Raw genomic sequence first — 13,665 nt, forward strand, 5'->3', positions numbered from 1 at the left:
GCCTCCTAAGAGTCGGTACTTGGTGTCTGGCTGTTGTCGATATAGGTCTTGTACAGCTGGATGATCTGCGGCCCGGTGGTATTGGCCGGGTTGGGACCCGGCACGTTGTCGCCTTCGCAGACACTCTCGAACTGACCGAATATCTGCGCCTCATTACCCTTTTGCGAAGCGGGCTGCAGGACGAAGTAGCAGCCGAACCCCAGCACCGGTATCGAGGACGACCCATCGTTCTTGCCCGAGCAATCACCGATCACGATCTTGATGATCCGCCGCTCGAACGCCCCGCTGCTCTGGCAGCCACCACCGCTACCGGCAACGCAGTTGGCGGAGTCCTGCACCCAGTTGTTGTAGTCGTACAAGGCGCTGCCACCCGCGGACAAGTTGCCGCTGCTGGAGGTAACCGCCTGACTGTTGTACTGAATCTGCTTGAGCGTATCGTCGTAAGTGAACGACTTGGAGTTGGTTGTGATCACCAGGTCCGGTGGATAGTCCGCCGCGCTGAGACCGCCGGAATACTCATTGAAGCGTGTATTGAGGCCCTGCGAGGCAGGCCCCACGGTATTCCCCGGCTTGGTCTGGACATTCGAACCGACGCTGTTGCACTGGTTGATACCGCCTGCCAACCCCTGCCTGACCGTGCTGCCGCCCGAACCGAAATCGAGCAATTGGAAGTTGCCGGGGCCAATCGGCGAGCTGTTGCCTGCGGCGGTTTTCAGCACCTGCGGGTCGCCGAACTGGAACCCCCAGAACATCCCGGTGGACGGGTTGTTTTTTGTCGGGTCGCCGCACACCATCAGCGGCGTGAGGTCGCAAGGGCTGGCGGGGCTGGGCCCGGCGGTAGCGACCGCGCTCACGAACTTGTTACCGACCCCATTGCCCAGGGTCTGAAAGACGCCCCAGAAGAATCCGGCCAGGGAATAGTTGGTGACCGTCACCCGCACGTAGCTCGCATTGGCCGGCCCCGGGAAAGAGAAAGGCCCATAGACAGTGGACGCCAACTCCACCGTGGCAAAGCCGCCGACATTGTTGGCGATGGCGGTGGCCAGCTCCTGATTGCCGCTGGCGTTGGCATTCAGGGTCAGGGTATTGAGCGCAGCGCTCTGCGCCAGGCTCGCGGCTCCCGTGGTACCCATTACCGTACTGAGGGTCTTGGCACCGCTCAGCGCCGCGGCATCCACCGCATTTTGCAGGCGGGACTTGTTCACCAGCATATGGCCGCCATCCAACGCCAGGGCCCCCATTAGCAGCATCGCGGCCAGGGCAATCACCACCAGGACGAGCATTGCGCCGCGCTGCTGCCGTGGGAAAGCACTCAATGGCTGTTGGATACGCGCGCTCATCATCAAGCCCTCATCGTTGGTTTATGTCGTACCCGATCATTTACAGCTGGGACTTCACAACGTTGACCTCGATCCCGCGGATCACCGTGATCCCGCTGTCGCCGCTGGCACGACGCCGGACAATCGGCCGCACCACGGGAGGGGCAGGCACTTCCTGGATCATCGCGACCGGCTCGACCATCGCCGGTTGCTTCTGGTTGTCCAGCGGATTGCGCAGGGCCAGTTGCAGCTTGCCGGCCGCCATCCCCTTGACCAATTCCTCGGCCTGCTGGGGGGTCATTTCCAGGGTCACGGCGCGCACGACCACCGGTTGGGTCTTGTCAGTACTGGCCGTCTGGTCCACCGCCAGCACCCGCAGGTCTTCCAGGATGGTCTTGGATTCGGCATCGCCGGTATTGCCGGTCTGCCGGGTAGCCAGCACATCGACCCGGTTACCCGGCAACAGGAAGCCCCCCACGCCGACCACGTCGTCCACCCGGACCGAGATCGCACGCTTGGTGGGCTCGATCAGCGACGCCAGGGTACTGCCGCCCAGGTGTTCGGCCAGACGCGCACCGCGCAGGATGTCGCCGCGCAGCATGGAGAAGGTGGCGATCTTGCCCACCACCTTCTCGGTCGCGTCGAAAGCATCCTCGGGCACCGTCTCCTTGGGCATACGGACCAGCGCGACCTGCTGTGGCTCGACCATTTGCCCGAAAGCGATTTCCACGGTCGCCACCACCACGTTCTGCTGGTTATCGTCGGGGGTGGCGTTGAGCCGTGCATTGAGCCAGGTGTTGGCCATCCATGCCGCGCCCAGGCCCAGAACCACGGACAGGGTCACCAGAGTGAAAGTACGAGAACTCATGTCGAAATCTCCTTACTCAAAGAAAGTCGAGCTGGACGAAGTAGCTGTGCCATGCCCACTCCAGTTCCAGGGTTGACAGGGGTCCGCTGGCGCCCACATAACGCTGGCGATCGAGCGCCATGCTCAAGAGATCCCGCGGGTGGCAAGGCACCAGCGGCATGTTTTCAGCGCCATAGAGTTCATCCAGGACGTAGCGCAACAGTTGCGGGTCGTATTGGATGTTCAGGCGCTCTGTCTCTTGAATCCAGATACGTTCGTACTCCTCGGGCTTGAGGTAGCCGAACTGCAGCTTGTAGCCAATCCGCCGCAGGAACGCCTCGTCGGCCAGTTCCAACGGGTTCAGGTTGGTGGAAAACACCAGGATCAGGTCGAACGGCAGCTCACAGTGCCGCCCGCCGCCGAGGTTGAGGAAATCGCGTTTCTCCTCCATCGGTACGATCCAGCGATTGAGCAATTCCGCGGGCGCCATGCGCTGGCGTCCCATGTCGTCGATGACGAACAGGCCATTGCTGGCCTTGAGCTGCAACGGTGCCTGGTACTGGCGAGTGAAGGGGTCGTAGCGGATATCCAACTGTTCCATGGTCAACTCGCCGCCGGTGATGACGATCGGCCGTTCACAGCACAGGAGCCGGCGGTCGATCCCCTCATTGAGCATCAGGCTGTTCTGCGGATCACCGACATCCAGACGCCGGTGTACCTGGGGGTCGTAGATCTCGATCACTGCATCGTTGATCGCAATCGCATGGGGCACCCAGATGGACTCGGAAAACAGCCGGATCAAGCGACTGCTGACATAGGTCTTGCCCGTCCCCGCTGGCCCGTAAATCATGATGGCGCGCCCGGAATTCAGGGCCACGCCCAACTGATCGAGCATGTTCTGCGCCAGCACCATGGAGCCGAAGGAAGCCTGCATGTCCCGGGCGCTGATACGGCCATGGTGAATGGTCTGTACCTTGAGCAGCGAGCGGTAGGCGCTCACCGGAAATGGCGCCGCGCCGATATAACCACTGCGCGACAAGGCATCGCGGGCAGCATTGCGGCCGCGCTCGGTCAGCCCGTAGCGCAAGCCCTGGCCACCGGCTTGGCCAAGGATCTCGACCCGGTGATCCTGACGCAGGAAGGTCAGGACTTCTTCAATCACCGCCCCCGTCAGCGCCAGGCGCTCTACCAGTCGGGGCATGTCCAGTACACCCGCATCGTGCAAATGCTTGCAGACCAGGTCTCCCAGGAAATTGTCGGCCAGCCCGGTCTCAAGGATCGTGCGTGGCTGTGGAGCCAGTCGCTGCACTGCTTCCCGGTCATTGCCGGTCGGACGGCTGTTACTGATGGCGTACATAATGTTCTCCTGAGCTACTGGCCAAGGGGCAACCAGAAAAAGCTGGCCAATGTGCCGAGCAGGATCGCAACCGAATAGGGAAAGGGTTTGCCGGCCACTTCATCGTCCGCCGGCGAAAAATAGGCCCTGGCTCTCAAAATCTGCCAGTAGCGCCCCATGGTCTGTTGAACTTGACCACGTACCAACACAATCAGTACCCCGCACGCGCCGCCGGCGATCAGGCTGAAAAATGCAGCCCAGAGGGCGTGCTGCGGAGTGAGAAAAGTGCCAACCATGGCCATGAGCTTGACGTCGCCGGCTGCCATCCCGCCAAAGGTGTACAGGGGAAGAAAAACGACGAAACCGATCAACATGCCCAGCAGTCCATAACCAAACCCGATGACGCCTGAGGAGTAGACCTGGCCGGCAATCCCCAGTCCCAGCCCCAACAGCACCAAGAGGTTGGGAATACGGTGGCGACGAAGATCGCTCACCACCGCAATCCCCAGCAGTCCCAGCATCAATGCAACAACGAATAATTGCTCTTTGCCCATGACTGCAGCCCTCGGTGGAAGTTGGCGTTAGCAGACTTGCCCCTGGACGGCGCATCCCAGGCTGGTGATGGCAGTGGACACGTTGCCGCCCAGGGTGATAAATGCAGCAACAGCACCCAAAGTGATCAGGCCGCCGGCCACTGCATATTCCACAATGGTCAGGCCGTCTTCGTCTTTGGCGAACTTGATGATCGAAGTCTTGATCGATTGCAGATTCATTTTCCCACCTCACTCAAGTGTTTTTATGTAAGAGCAGCACTGTCGTACTGCCTGGTTGAACATTAGTCAGGGGAGCATTGGAAGGGTTAGGAGATTTTTGCTGATCGTTAGGACTTTATTGCTGTTGTTGAAAGATGCAAAAAAGCACCAGGAACAACACAAGGAACAGATGGTTTATCTAAGGAAGGAATAATTGAAGAGTCGCCTTGAAACAGTCTCGCCGTCGATGCAAGACCGACCTGAGCACTGGCCGACAAAGACAAAAGCCCCGGCCGCATTCGCTGCACCCAAACCATAGTGCGAAACGAAGTAACCCGGGGCTTCCATATCAGGATTTGATCTTCACGCGAGCAATACAGCGACGATACTCCAGAAGCTGCAAAGAGAATTTGCAGGCCGCGACAGAGCGATGGAGCCGTGCTCGGCCAAAGGTCACTTTAACGATTTGAACTCGCTCGAGAGCAAGACGGGAGCCATCCATCATCTACTGTGCGCTGACTGCACATACCGATTGAGGCGGCTCCATCTGTCCAGGCGAGAGTAGACAGAAAAAGGTGGGAAACACACATGGACCACAGGTACGGCCTCAGCCCGAGGGAAACCGCTCATCGCAGCCAGACCCGAGAAGTCTGGCTGCGTACGAGCGACAAGCAGCTCCAGCCCAGGGCCGAGGATTCGGCACAACGGCTGTCGTCAGCACACCTGGCCCTGAACGGCGCAACCCAGGCTGGTAATGGCGGTGCTCACGTTGCCCCCCAGAGTCACGAACGCGGCAACGGCGCCCAGGGTGATCAGGCCACCGGCCACGGCATATTCCACGATGGTCAGACCCTCTTCGTCCTTGATGAATGCCAGCACCGAGGTTTTGATTGTTTGCAGGTTCATCTTGTTCACCTCATATAAGAAAGTTGCTTTAAGGCGATCAGTATTTGTGCCGCCTGACTGAATCCTAGTCAGGGGCTAACACAAAGAGTTAGGAGTTTATTGTCGGTTTCTAGGACTTTTTTGCGCCACCTGGCAAGACAGCAAAGAACACCAATGAAACTAAACCTGGCAGATGGAGTTTTTTTCAGAAAAGGAACTGTTCTCATATAACACTAAATTGATTCAGCCGTGGCCGGTGATGCAAGAAAAGGCGATCGCAACAGCAAGGAGCTGCCTGTGACTCTTATCTCGCTGTCAGACATAGAAGGTAATCAAGAAAATTTATGAAGCGTTATCAGAACTTGATCCTTTGCCCGCAAAGCCCAGTGGCGATACTGACAGCCCAGGAAGTGACAGTGAGACACCAGGAAGGAATAAGGAAATGAGACCTGAGTCGGCCCAGAAACCCTCTCTTTTATGGTTCGACCTCACGCGCGACCGATCCTCTGAAGAACTGATCGCGCTGTTTCGCCCAACCTGCGATTGCCGGGTGTCGAAAGATGCGTCCCTGCCCGAAAAGGACACTCATCCTCTACCGGATATGATCTGCATGCACTATGACCGCCCGGACATGCCAGGGCTCAATCTGTTGCTGGAGATCAAACACAAGATTCCCTCCATTCCCATTGCCATGTTCACGGTGCAGCACTCCGAAGAACTCGCCGTCTGGGCCATGCGCTCGCGTGTCTGGGAATACATGGTGCTCCCTCTCTCGAGTGCCGAGATCCGGCGCTTCCTGCATGCGCTGAAGCAGCTCTGCGAGCTGCGCCACAGCAGCGGCCCCGGCAACAAGACGCTGCAGATCGAACACGGCCCGTCCTTGCCGGACAGCATCCGACTGACCGTAGAGCACCAGAAACATCAGGCACTCAGCGATGTGCTGCTGTACATCGAGCAGAATTTTCGTGAAAGCATCGACCAGAAAGAGCTGGCCAAGCGTTGCGGCATGACCACGTTTCGCTTCAGCCGGCTGTTCAAGGAGGTCCATGGCCTGGGATTCATGGACTACATCCTGAGCAAACGCATGGATTGCGCCAAGAATCTGCTCGACAACAGCCAGATGCCTATCACCAGCATCGGCTATGAAGTCGGCTTCAAGGACCCGTCCTACTTTGCCCGCGCCTTCAAGCAATTCGCCGGCGCCAGCCCCAGCGAATACCGACAACGCCGAAGAATCCCGGAACGGGTAAAAAAAGAAGAGGTGGAACTGGAGCAAACGCTGTCTCAGGTGATCGACAGCCTGCCGCTGCGTATCGAAGGTCGGTGAACAGGCCAATGCAGTGCGCCATTACATTTTCTGCTGGCAAAAAAAAACCCGAAAATCCTCACTTTCGTGGGCCTTTCGGATTTTAAATACTGCTAGAAAATGGTGGGTCGTGTGGGATTCGAACCTACGACCAATTGGTTAAAAGCCAACTGCTCTACCAACTGAGCTAACGACCCGCTGTGTGGTGGCGCGTATAATACTGATTTATAAAAAGAATTCAACACCCAATATGAAAAAAATCAAAAATAAGGTGTTGGGTCGCTAACACCGGCCGCGGCAAAACCTTCTGCACGCAGACGGCAGCTGTCGCATTTGCCGCAGGCACGCCCTTGATCATCGGCCTGGTAGCAGGACACGGTCAGGCCGTAATCAACCCCGAGCTTGACGCCCGCCTTGACGATATCGGCCTTGCTCAGGTTCTGCAGCGGCGCCTGGATACGGAACCCCTGCCCCTCTACCCCGGCCTTGGTCGCCAGGTTGGCCATGCGCTCGAAGGCCTCGACGAATTCTGGACGGCAATCCGGATACCCCGAATAGTCCACGGCGTTGACGCCAATAAAGATGTCCCGCGCGCCCAGCACTTCCGCCCAGCCCAGTGCCAGGGACAGGAACACGGTGTTACGTGCCGGTACGTAGGTGACAGGGATCCCTTCGCTCGGGGCCTCGGGCACATCGATGGAGTTGTCAGTCAGCGCGGAGCCGCCGATACCGTTGAGGTTGAGGCCGATCACCTTGTGCTCCACCACTCCCAGGTCGCGAGCGACACGTTCAGCCGCCTGCAACTCGGCGCGATGACGCTGGCCGTAATCGAAGCTCATGGTGTAGCAGCGATACCCTTCGGCGCGGGCCATGGCCACTACGGTGGCCGAGTCCAGACCGCCGGACAGCAGGATTACCGCCCGCTTTTCAGTGGCAACTTGTTCATTCATATCAGCGCCCCGGCTCGTCATTCCAAAGGTATTTATGCAGCTGCAATTGCAGGCGCACCGGCAGGTTGTCCGCAACGATCCAGTCCGCCAGATCGCGCGCATTGAGGTCGTGATGGCTCGGCGAGAACAGCACCTCGCCCGCCCGCCGTTCCAGACCATACTGGATCAGCTTGGAAACCGCCCAGTCATAGTCCTCTCGGGAACAGATGACAAACTTGACCTGGTCGTTCGGCGTCAGCAGTTCGATGTTTTCGTAACGATTGCGCTGCGCTTCCTGCGACCCCGGCGTCTTCAGGTCGAGCACTCGACTGACACGCGGATCGACCGCGGAAATATCCAGGGCTCCGCTGGTTTCCAGCGAGACTTCGTAACCGGCGTCACACAGCTGCTTGAGCAAGGGAATGGCATTAGGCTGCGCCAGAGGCTCGCCACCGGTCACACAGACGTAACGCGGGCGGAAACCGGCGACCTGCTCGAGAATGCTCTCGAGGGTGCGGATGCTGCCACCGCTGAAGGCGTAGGCACTGTCGCAGTATTGGCAACGCAGCGGACAACCGGTCAGGCGCACAAATACCGTGGGCAGGCCGGCAGTCCGAGTTTCACCCTGCAACGAGTAGAAAACTTCGGTAATTCTCAATGTGTCTTGCATAGTCGCCACGGGCGTAACAGCTAAACAGGCTGTCCGCCTCCGTCAGGCACCTCGAGGAATCCCGCAAACACGGTAATCCCAGGAAGCGTGTTTCATAAAAAGGGCATGGATTCTAACGAAAAAACCCGCGGCAAGCGCGGGTTTCTTCAAAACAGCTCAAACTCGATTACATGCGTTGCAGATCGCGCTGAGCCAGCTGGGCGGCGGAAGTACCCGGATATTGGGCCACCACCTGCTGCAGAATGCCCTTGACCTTGTCAGTGTGGCCCAGGCGGCGCTCTACGTCAGCCAGCTTGTACAGCGAGTCCGGCACCTTGGCATGCTTCGGATACAGCTGGGAGACCTTGGCAAATGCCTGGCCGGCACCTTGCAGGTCGCCTTTGGCCAGGTTCACTTCGCCCAACCAGTACTGGGCATTACCCGCGTATTGGCTGTTTGGGTATTTACGCAGGAACGCGGCGAAAGCCTGGCTGGCCTTGTCGAAATCCTTGGCCTTGATCAGGTCGAAGGCTGCTTCGTAATACAGCTTTTCCTTCGCCGGATCGCCCGGTTCACTGCTTGCCGCTGGAGCTTGCGAGGCAGCCCCGGCAGCTGCACCGGCGGCACTGGCATCGCCACCGGCAGAAGAATTATCAGGAGTCGCGGCAGGTGCACCGCCCGCTCCAATGCGTCGATCAAGATCCTGGTAACGCTCCAGGCTTTCCTGCTTCATACGCGCAATATCGTTTTGCAGTACTTCAATCACACCTTGTTGCCGAGCGATTTGATCCTGCATTTGCTGCAGTTGCTGGAACAGCTCGCCCTGTGCCGAGACAGGGGTCGAAACCCCTCCCCCGGCATAGGCGCCGTTCGTGCCATAACCCGCTGGCGGATAACTGCCTCCGCTATTGTTATAGCCCGAGTTGTTATCGACCACAGGAACCGCAGCCCACACCGAAAGCGGCGCGAGGCTGAGAGCCAAGACAGTTAGAGCACGACGGCACGTTCGCATGACGAATTACTTACGCAGTTCGACGCGACGGTTTTGAGCCCAGGACTGCTCGTCGTTGCCGGTAGCAACTGGACGCTCTTCGCCGTAGGAAACCAGTTCCAGCTGAGCTGGGGAAACGCCTTGCAGCACCAGGTAGCGCTGAACGGCTTTCGCACGACGCTCGCCCAGAGCCATGTTGTACTCACGAGTACCACGTTCGTCGGTGTTGCCTTCCAGAACAACGCGAGCGCCGTTTGCTTTCAGGTCTTTGGCGTGAACGTCCAGAGCGCGCATGGCTTCTGGCTTCAGGTCCGAGCTGTCGTATTCGAAGTAGAAGGTGGTGATTGCGCGCAGAGCAGCTTCTTCGCTCAGGGAGCCGTCAACTGCACCGGTGTTAGCGCCGTAACCAGCGTTTGGATCAACAGCGCCTTCACCAGCGTTGTCGCCGCCTTTGGAGGAGCAACCTACAGCTACAGCCATGGCCAGAGCCAGCGCAGCAAACTTACCAAACTTCAGCATTTCCATCGTGAAACTCCTAATGAACCCCAGTGTGTTAAGTAAAACGTAAAGCGCCGCGTCAGTTCAGGTAAGGGGACCAGGACGGTTCTCTGACTTCGCCTTGAGCGGTAGGAAGCGGGAGCCTCACGCGTCCATTAATGGACACGAGCATCAAGACTCCCCGGCCCTGCTGGCGGGTGGCGTAGATTACCATGGTGCCGTTGGGCGCAACAGTAGGCGACTCATCAAGTGTGCTGTCGGTAAGGATTTTTACGTTGCCACGCTGCAAATCCTGAGCAGCTACCTTGAAGTTTGTGAAGCCGTCCTGCCGGTGAATCATGACCAGGGTTTTTTCATCCGCGGACAGTTTCGGGTTGGCGTTGTAGTTGCCCACGAAAGTCACCCGTTCCGCACCGCCACCACCGGCACTGGTCTTGTAGATCTGTGGCTTGCCACCACGGTCCGAGGTGAAGTAGATGGTCGAACCATCCTTGCCCCAGAACGGTTCGGTGTTGATGCCAGGCCCCGCGGTCACACGCGAGATCTGACGCGAACCCAGGTTCATCACATAGATGTCCGGGTTGCCGTCCTTGGACAGCACGAACGCCAGGCGCTGGCCGTCCGGCGACCAGGCAGGCGCGCCGTTCAGGCCTTCGAAGTTGGTGATCTGCTCGCGACGGCCAGTGTCGATGTGCTGAACGAAGATGCGCGGGCGCTTCTGTTCGAACGACACATAGGCAATGCGCTTGCCGTCCGGCGCGAAGCGCGGCGACAGGATCGGCTCACGGGATTGCAGCAGGGTCACCGCGCGCGCGCCGTCATAGTCGGAGCGTTGCAGGGTGTAGCGCGTGTTCTTCTCGGAGAAACGCTCTGCCGTGACGTACAGCATGCGGGTCGAGAAGGCGCCCTTGATACCGGTGAGCTTTTCGAACGACTGGTCGGAGATGTAGTGAGCCATGTCACGCAACTGGTCGACGCTACCCGAGACGCTGCCGGTCAGCACTTGCTGTTCGGTGGCGACGTTGAACAGGGCGTATTGCACCTGCAGGCGACCGCCTGCCGGAACAATGCTGCCGACCATGATGTACTGGGCACCCAGGGCCTTCCAGTCACGGTAGATGACTTCGCTGGCCTGGGTCGGCAGGCTGATCATGTTCTGCTTTGGAATCGGCGAGTAGTAACCCGAATTGCGCAGGTCGTTGCCGATGATTTCCGCCATGTCGTCGGGCAGCACGCTGCCCCCTTGCCAACCGAATGGCACTACGGCGATGGGCGTGGCCCGGTCACTGCCACTGGTGACCAGAATGTTCTTTTCATCCGCTGTCGCTATCCCTGCCATACAGCAAATAACGACAAGCAATCCTCGAAGAAGGTTTCTCACAAGGCTAGATCCTCAGGTGTGAATGTCATCTTGAATGAACGATACGGAGCGAAATCGCTCGGCTTCATTCCCTGCATTTCTGTCAAACGTCCAATGTTCTTGACCGCAGCTACCGCCGAGGCATCGAACGGACCATCGCCGCTGGACTTGGCCACCGACACCGAAGTCACCGTACCATCCGGCAACATGCCGATTTGCAGCACGACAGTCATGTTGTTGCGCGCCGAAGGAGGACGAGCCCAGCCTTCCGCCGCACGAGCACGAATCAGATCGTCGAAACTGCCCGCGACTTCGTCGCCCTGCTCGTCCGCCAATGCCTGCTGACGCTGCGGCGTATCGGAAAGCAAATCAGCCAGGGCCTGGGCCTTTTTATCTTCGGCGGATTTACGCGCTGCTTCCTGAGCCTTTTTCTTGGCTGCGTCGGCGGCGGCTTTCTTCTTCGCGTCCTCGGCGACCTTCTTCTTCGCCTCGTCCGCTTCAGCTTTCTTCTTGGCGTCTTCCGCGGCTTTCTTCTTCGCGTCTTCGACTATCTTTTTCTTCGCCTCTTCAGCGGCCTTTTTCTTGGCCTCTTCTTCGGCGGCTTTCTTGGCTTCTTCTTCGGCTTTCTTCTTGGCTATATCAGCCAATTGTTTCTCTTCAGCCTTTTTCGCTTCCGCAGCCTTCTTCGCGTCGTCGGCTTTCTTGGCTTCATCAGCCTTCTTCGCCTCATCCGCTTTCTTGGCTTCGTCGGCCTTTTTCGCTTCCTCGGCTTTTTGAGCAGCCTCTTCTTTCTTTTGTTCCGCAGCCTTGACCGCTTCCTGCTCGACCTTTTTCTGCTCCATCTGCTCGACTTCGGTCTGGCGCGCGGCGGATTTCTTCGCCTCACCCGCAATCTTCTGATTGGTCTGGGTGGTCGCCTGACTTTTCGATTTCAGCTGATACAGGGTCGCCTGGACGATCGGCTTGGACGGCGGCAACTCCGGCGTCATGGCAAAACTGACGAACAGCATGCCGAACACCAGAACGTGCAGGGCAATTGCCCACACGCTAGGCCAGAAGTAGCTTTCCGAGGCGGACGGCTCTCGCTGTTGCTGCATCAGGGCGCCTCGGTAATCAAGCCAACGTTACCGACGCCGGCCTTCTGCAGTCCGCCCATGGCGCCCATGACGGCGCCGTAGTCGACGGACTTGTCGCCGCGAATGAACACCTGGGTATGCTTGCCGCCTTCATTGCCGGCGCGAATGATCTTGGTCACGGCGTCGGTCATCTGCGGCAAGGTCATGGCCTTGTCCATCTGCTTGTCGGTGTCGACTTCGCTGCCAAGGTTCCAGTAGTAGGTCTTGTCAGCCTTGATCGAAATGGTCAGGACCTGGGTGTTGTTGTCCTGCGGCAAGGCTTCGCTGGAAACCTTGGGCAGATCGACTTTCACGCCCTGATTGAGCATCGGCGCGGTCACCATGAAGATAACCAGCAGTACCAACATCACGTCGATGTAGGGCACCACGTTCATCTCGGCAACCGGCTTGCGTTTGTGGCGAACTCGGGCCATGGGGATTTACCTGCTCACTCTTCGCTGGTGTGCACTTTACGGTGCAGGATCGCCTGGAACTCGTCGGCGAAGGTGTAGTAACGGCTGATCAGGGTCTCGCCACGGGCCGCAAAGCGGTTGTAGGCGATAACGGCCGGGATCGCGGCAAACAGGCCGATCGCGGTGGCGATCAGGGCTTCGGCGATACCCGGCGCAACGGTCGCCAGGGTCGCCTGCTGGGCGCTGGCCAGGCCGCGGAAGGAGTTCATGATCCCCCAGACGGTACCGAACAGACCGATATACGGGCTGACCGAGCCGACAGTGGCGAGGAATGGCAGGCTCTGCTCAAGCTTCTCTTCTTCGCGGGAGATGGCGACACGCATGGCACGCGCAACACCTTCCATGACCGCCTCGGGATCAACGCCCGACTGCTGGCGCAGGCGCGAGAATTCCTTGAAGCCGGCACGGAAGATCTGCTCCACGCCCGAATCAGGGTCCGGGTTGCTGCCCGCCTGACGGTACAGCTTGGACAGGTCGATACCCGACCAGAAGCGCTCTTCGAAGCTCTCCAGGGCGCGTCGACCGGCACGCAGCAGGTTGCTGCGCTGAAAGATCATGATCCATGAGGTCACCGATGCGGCTACCAGGGTCAGCATTACCAACTGCACAACGATGCTGGCATTGCTGACCAGGCTCCACATGGAGGAATGGTCGACGACGTTAGCTTCCACGCTTTATCTCCTGCTCTGAGTGTGTACCCGCGCCGCTCACGTCGGCGAAGGCCGCACGTAGAGCTTCGGGAATGGCCCGGGGTTTCAAATTGTCGGTGCGCACACAGGCCACCAGAAACTGCCCTTCGCAGAGCAGTGCATTATCCGTGGCTCGCCTGACCTGCTGTTTGAAGCGCAGGCTGGCCCGGTTCAATTCGATGACTTCTGCACTTACCAGAAGCTCGTCGTCCAGTCGCGCCGGCGCGTGGTAGCGCGCTTCGCTGGAATGCACGACGAACAACAGGTTCTCCCCTGCCAACTGCGATTGGGCAAAGCCCAGATCTCGTAGCCGTTCGGTTCGAGCCCGTTCCATAAACTTAAGGTAATTAACGTAATACACGATGCCGCCGGCATCGGTGTCTTCGTAATAAACGCGACAACGATGTGCGAACGACTCAAGCCCGTTTTGCGCGCGCATACTCTAGTGCTTACTCCTCAGGTTGCCAATCCGGCCGGGCAACTGTTTTTCATTCTCGAACGGCTTTCTGGCAAAAT

Annotated in this window: 16 protein-coding genes and 1 tRNA gene; 1 reads left to right on the plus strand and 16 read right to left on the minus strand. The window is 58.6% G+C overall.

The window, feature by feature from the left end; translation table 11 throughout:
• Positions 1 to 5: 5 nt before the first annotated feature.
• From C4K27_RS23935 to C4K27_RS23960, 6 genes are all read right to left on the minus strand, one after another.
• Positions 6 to 1,343: a TadE/TadG family type IV pilus assembly protein gene (locus C4K27_RS23935; RefSeq protein WP_053262385.1), complete on the minus strand. Its 1,338-nt coding sequence runs from the start codon at positions 1,341 to 1,343 to the stop codon at positions 6 to 8.
• Between the two features lie 37 nt (positions 1,344 to 1,380).
• Entirely contained in the window at positions 1,381 to 2,187 is an 807-nt protein-coding gene (gene cpaB / locus C4K27_RS23940; RefSeq protein ID WP_053262386.1) for a Flp pilus assembly protein CpaB, read from the minus strand.
• 16 nt (positions 2,188 to 2,203) lie between these two features.
• Complete coding sequence (locus C4K27_RS23945) at positions 2,204 to 3,523, minus strand: DUF8689 domain-containing protein (RefSeq protein ID WP_053262387.1); 1,320 nt, start codon at positions 3,521 to 3,523, stop codon at positions 2,204 to 2,206.
• A 14-nt stretch (positions 3,524 to 3,537) separates the two neighbouring features.
• Positions 3,538 to 4,056, minus strand: coding sequence for an A24 family peptidase (locus tag C4K27_RS23950; protein WP_053262388.1), 519 nt, complete (start codon positions 4,054 to 4,056; stop codon positions 3,538 to 3,540).
• Between the two features lie 27 nt (positions 4,057 to 4,083).
• Positions 4,084 to 4,275, minus strand: coding sequence for a Flp family type IVb pilin (locus tag C4K27_RS23955; RefSeq protein WP_053262389.1), 192 nt, complete (start codon positions 4,273 to 4,275; stop codon positions 4,084 to 4,086).
• 693 nt (positions 4,276 to 4,968) lie between these two features.
• Entirely contained in the window at positions 4,969 to 5,160 is a 192-nt protein-coding gene (locus tag C4K27_RS23960) for a Flp family type IVb pilin (RefSeq protein WP_053262390.1), read from the minus strand.
• A gap of 421 nt (positions 5,161 to 5,581) precedes the next feature.
• On the opposite strand from C4K27_RS23960, the gene C4K27_RS23965 reads away from it, so the two are divergent.
• The gene (locus C4K27_RS23965; protein ID WP_053262391.1) at positions 5,582 to 6,466 is read left to right on the plus strand and encodes a helix-turn-helix domain-containing protein; all 885 of its coding nucleotides are present in this window, start codon (positions 5,582 to 5,584) and stop codon (positions 6,464 to 6,466) included.
• A gap of 100 nt (positions 6,467 to 6,566) precedes the next feature.
• Here the strand turns inward: C4K27_RS23965 and C4K27_RS23970 are convergent.
• The 10 genes from C4K27_RS23970 to ybgC all read right to left on the minus strand — a co-directional run bounded on the left by C4K27_RS23970 (position 6,567) and on the right by ybgC (position 13,588).
• Positions 6,567 to 6,642 (minus strand) — tRNA-Lys (locus C4K27_RS23970).
• Positions 6,643 to 6,705: 63 nt separating this feature from the next.
• Complete coding sequence (gene queC / locus C4K27_RS23975) at positions 6,706 to 7,395, minus strand: 7-cyano-7-deazaguanine synthase QueC (RefSeq protein ID WP_053262392.1); 690 nt, start codon at positions 7,393 to 7,395, stop codon at positions 6,706 to 6,708.
• Position 7,396: 1 nt separating this feature from the next.
• Entirely contained in the window at positions 7,397 to 8,044 is a 648-nt protein-coding gene (queE, locus tag C4K27_RS23980) for a 7-carboxy-7-deazaguanine synthase QueE (RefSeq protein WP_007931105.1), read from the minus strand.
• A 166-nt stretch (positions 8,045 to 8,210) separates the two neighbouring features.
• Complete coding sequence (gene ybgF, locus C4K27_RS23985) at positions 8,211 to 9,035, minus strand: tol-pal system protein YbgF (RefSeq protein ID WP_007931106.1); 825 nt, start codon at positions 9,033 to 9,035, stop codon at positions 8,211 to 8,213.
• Positions 9,036 to 9,041: 6 nt separating this feature from the next.
• Positions 9,042 to 9,539 carry a peptidoglycan-associated lipoprotein Pal gene (gene pal, locus C4K27_RS23990; protein ID WP_003178634.1) on the minus strand — a complete coding sequence of 166 codons (498 nt, stop codon included), beginning with the start codon at positions 9,537 to 9,539 and terminating at the stop codon, positions 9,042 to 9,044.
• A gap of 52 nt (positions 9,540 to 9,591) precedes the next feature.
• A complete protein-coding gene (tolB, locus tag C4K27_RS23995) occupies positions 9,592 to 10,851 on the minus strand; it encodes a Tol-Pal system beta propeller repeat protein TolB (RefSeq protein WP_007931107.1) in 1,260 nt (419 codons plus the stop codon).
• A gap of 38 nt (positions 10,852 to 10,889) precedes the next feature.
• A complete protein-coding gene (gene tolA / locus C4K27_RS24000) occupies positions 10,890 to 11,969 on the minus strand; it encodes a cell envelope integrity protein TolA (RefSeq protein WP_007931108.1) in 1,080 nt (359 codons plus the stop codon).
• Complete coding sequence (tolR, locus tag C4K27_RS24005) at positions 11,969 to 12,421, minus strand: protein TolR (RefSeq protein ID WP_007931110.1); 453 nt, start codon at positions 12,419 to 12,421, stop codon at positions 11,969 to 11,971. The genes tolA and tolR overlap by 1 nt, the downstream gene beginning before the upstream one ends.
• A 14-nt stretch (positions 12,422 to 12,435) precedes the next feature.
• Positions 12,436 to 13,131 carry a protein TolQ gene (tolQ, locus tag C4K27_RS24010; protein WP_007931111.1) on the minus strand — a complete coding sequence of 232 codons (696 nt, stop codon included), beginning with the start codon at positions 13,129 to 13,131 and terminating at the stop codon, positions 12,436 to 12,438.
• Positions 13,121 to 13,588 (minus strand): tol-pal system-associated acyl-CoA thioesterase, encoded by a 468-nt coding sequence (gene ybgC, locus C4K27_RS24015; protein ID WP_025805902.1) that lies wholly within the window; start codon positions 13,586 to 13,588, stop codon positions 13,121 to 13,123. The genes tolQ and ybgC overlap by 11 nt, the downstream gene beginning before the upstream one ends.
• Between the last annotated feature and the right edge of the window lie 77 nt (positions 13,589 to 13,665).

This window comes from Pseudomonas chlororaphis subsp. chlororaphis (genome assembly GCF_003945765.1).
Taxonomy (GTDB): Bacteria; Pseudomonadota; Gammaproteobacteria; order Pseudomonadales; family Pseudomonadaceae; genus Aquipseudomonas; species Aquipseudomonas chlororaphis.

Coding starts and splice junctions, on each gene's coding strand:
- C4K27_RS23935 (WP_053262385.1), bottom strand. CDS start 1,343: ATGATGAGCGCGCGTATCCAACAGCCATTGAGTGCTTTCCCACGGCAG.
- cpaB (WP_053262386.1), bottom strand. CDS start 2,187: ATGAGTTCTCGTACTTTCACTCTGGTGACCCTGTCCGTGGTTCTGGGC.
- C4K27_RS23945 (WP_053262387.1), bottom strand. CDS start 3,523: ATGTACGCCATCAGTAACAGCCGTCCGACCGGCAATGACCGGGAAGCA.
- C4K27_RS23950 (WP_053262388.1), bottom strand. CDS start 4,056: ATGGGCAAAGAGCAATTATTCGTTGTTGCATTGATGCTGGGACTGCTG.
- C4K27_RS23955 (WP_053262389.1), bottom strand. CDS start 4,275: ATGAATCTGCAATCGATCAAGACTTCGATCATCAAGTTCGCCAAAGAC.
- C4K27_RS23960 (WP_053262390.1), bottom strand. CDS start 5,160: ATGAACCTGCAAACAATCAAAACCTCGGTGCTGGCATTCATCAAGGAC.
- C4K27_RS23965 (WP_053262391.1), top strand. CDS start 5,582: ATGAGACCTGAGTCGGCCCAGAAACCCTCTCTTTTATGGTTCGACCTC.
- queC (WP_053262392.1), bottom strand. CDS start 7,395: ATGAATGAACAAGTTGCCACTGAAAAGCGGGCGGTAATCCTGCTGTCC.
- queE (WP_007931105.1), bottom strand. CDS start 8,044: ATGCAAGACACATTGAGAATTACCGAAGTTTTCTACTCGTTGCAGGGT.
- ybgF (WP_007931106.1), bottom strand. CDS start 9,035: ATGCGAACGTGCCGTCGTGCTCTAACTGTCTTGGCTCTCAGCCTCGCG.
- pal (WP_003178634.1), bottom strand. CDS start 9,539: ATGGAAATGCTGAAGTTTGGTAAGTTTGCTGCGCTGGCTCTGGCCATG.
- tolB (WP_007931107.1), bottom strand. CDS start 10,851: ATGGCAGGGATAGCGACAGCGGATGAAAAGAACATTCTGGTCACCAGT.
- tolA (WP_007931108.1), bottom strand. CDS start 11,969: ATGCAGCAACAGCGAGAGCCGTCCGCCTCGGAAAGCTACTTCTGGCCT.
- tolR (WP_007931110.1), bottom strand. CDS start 12,421: ATGGCCCGAGTTCGCCACAAACGCAAGCCGGTTGCCGAGATGAACGTG.
- ybgC (WP_025805902.1), bottom strand. CDS start 13,588: ATGCGCGCGCAAAACGGGCTTGAGTCGTTCGCACATCGTTGTCGCGTT.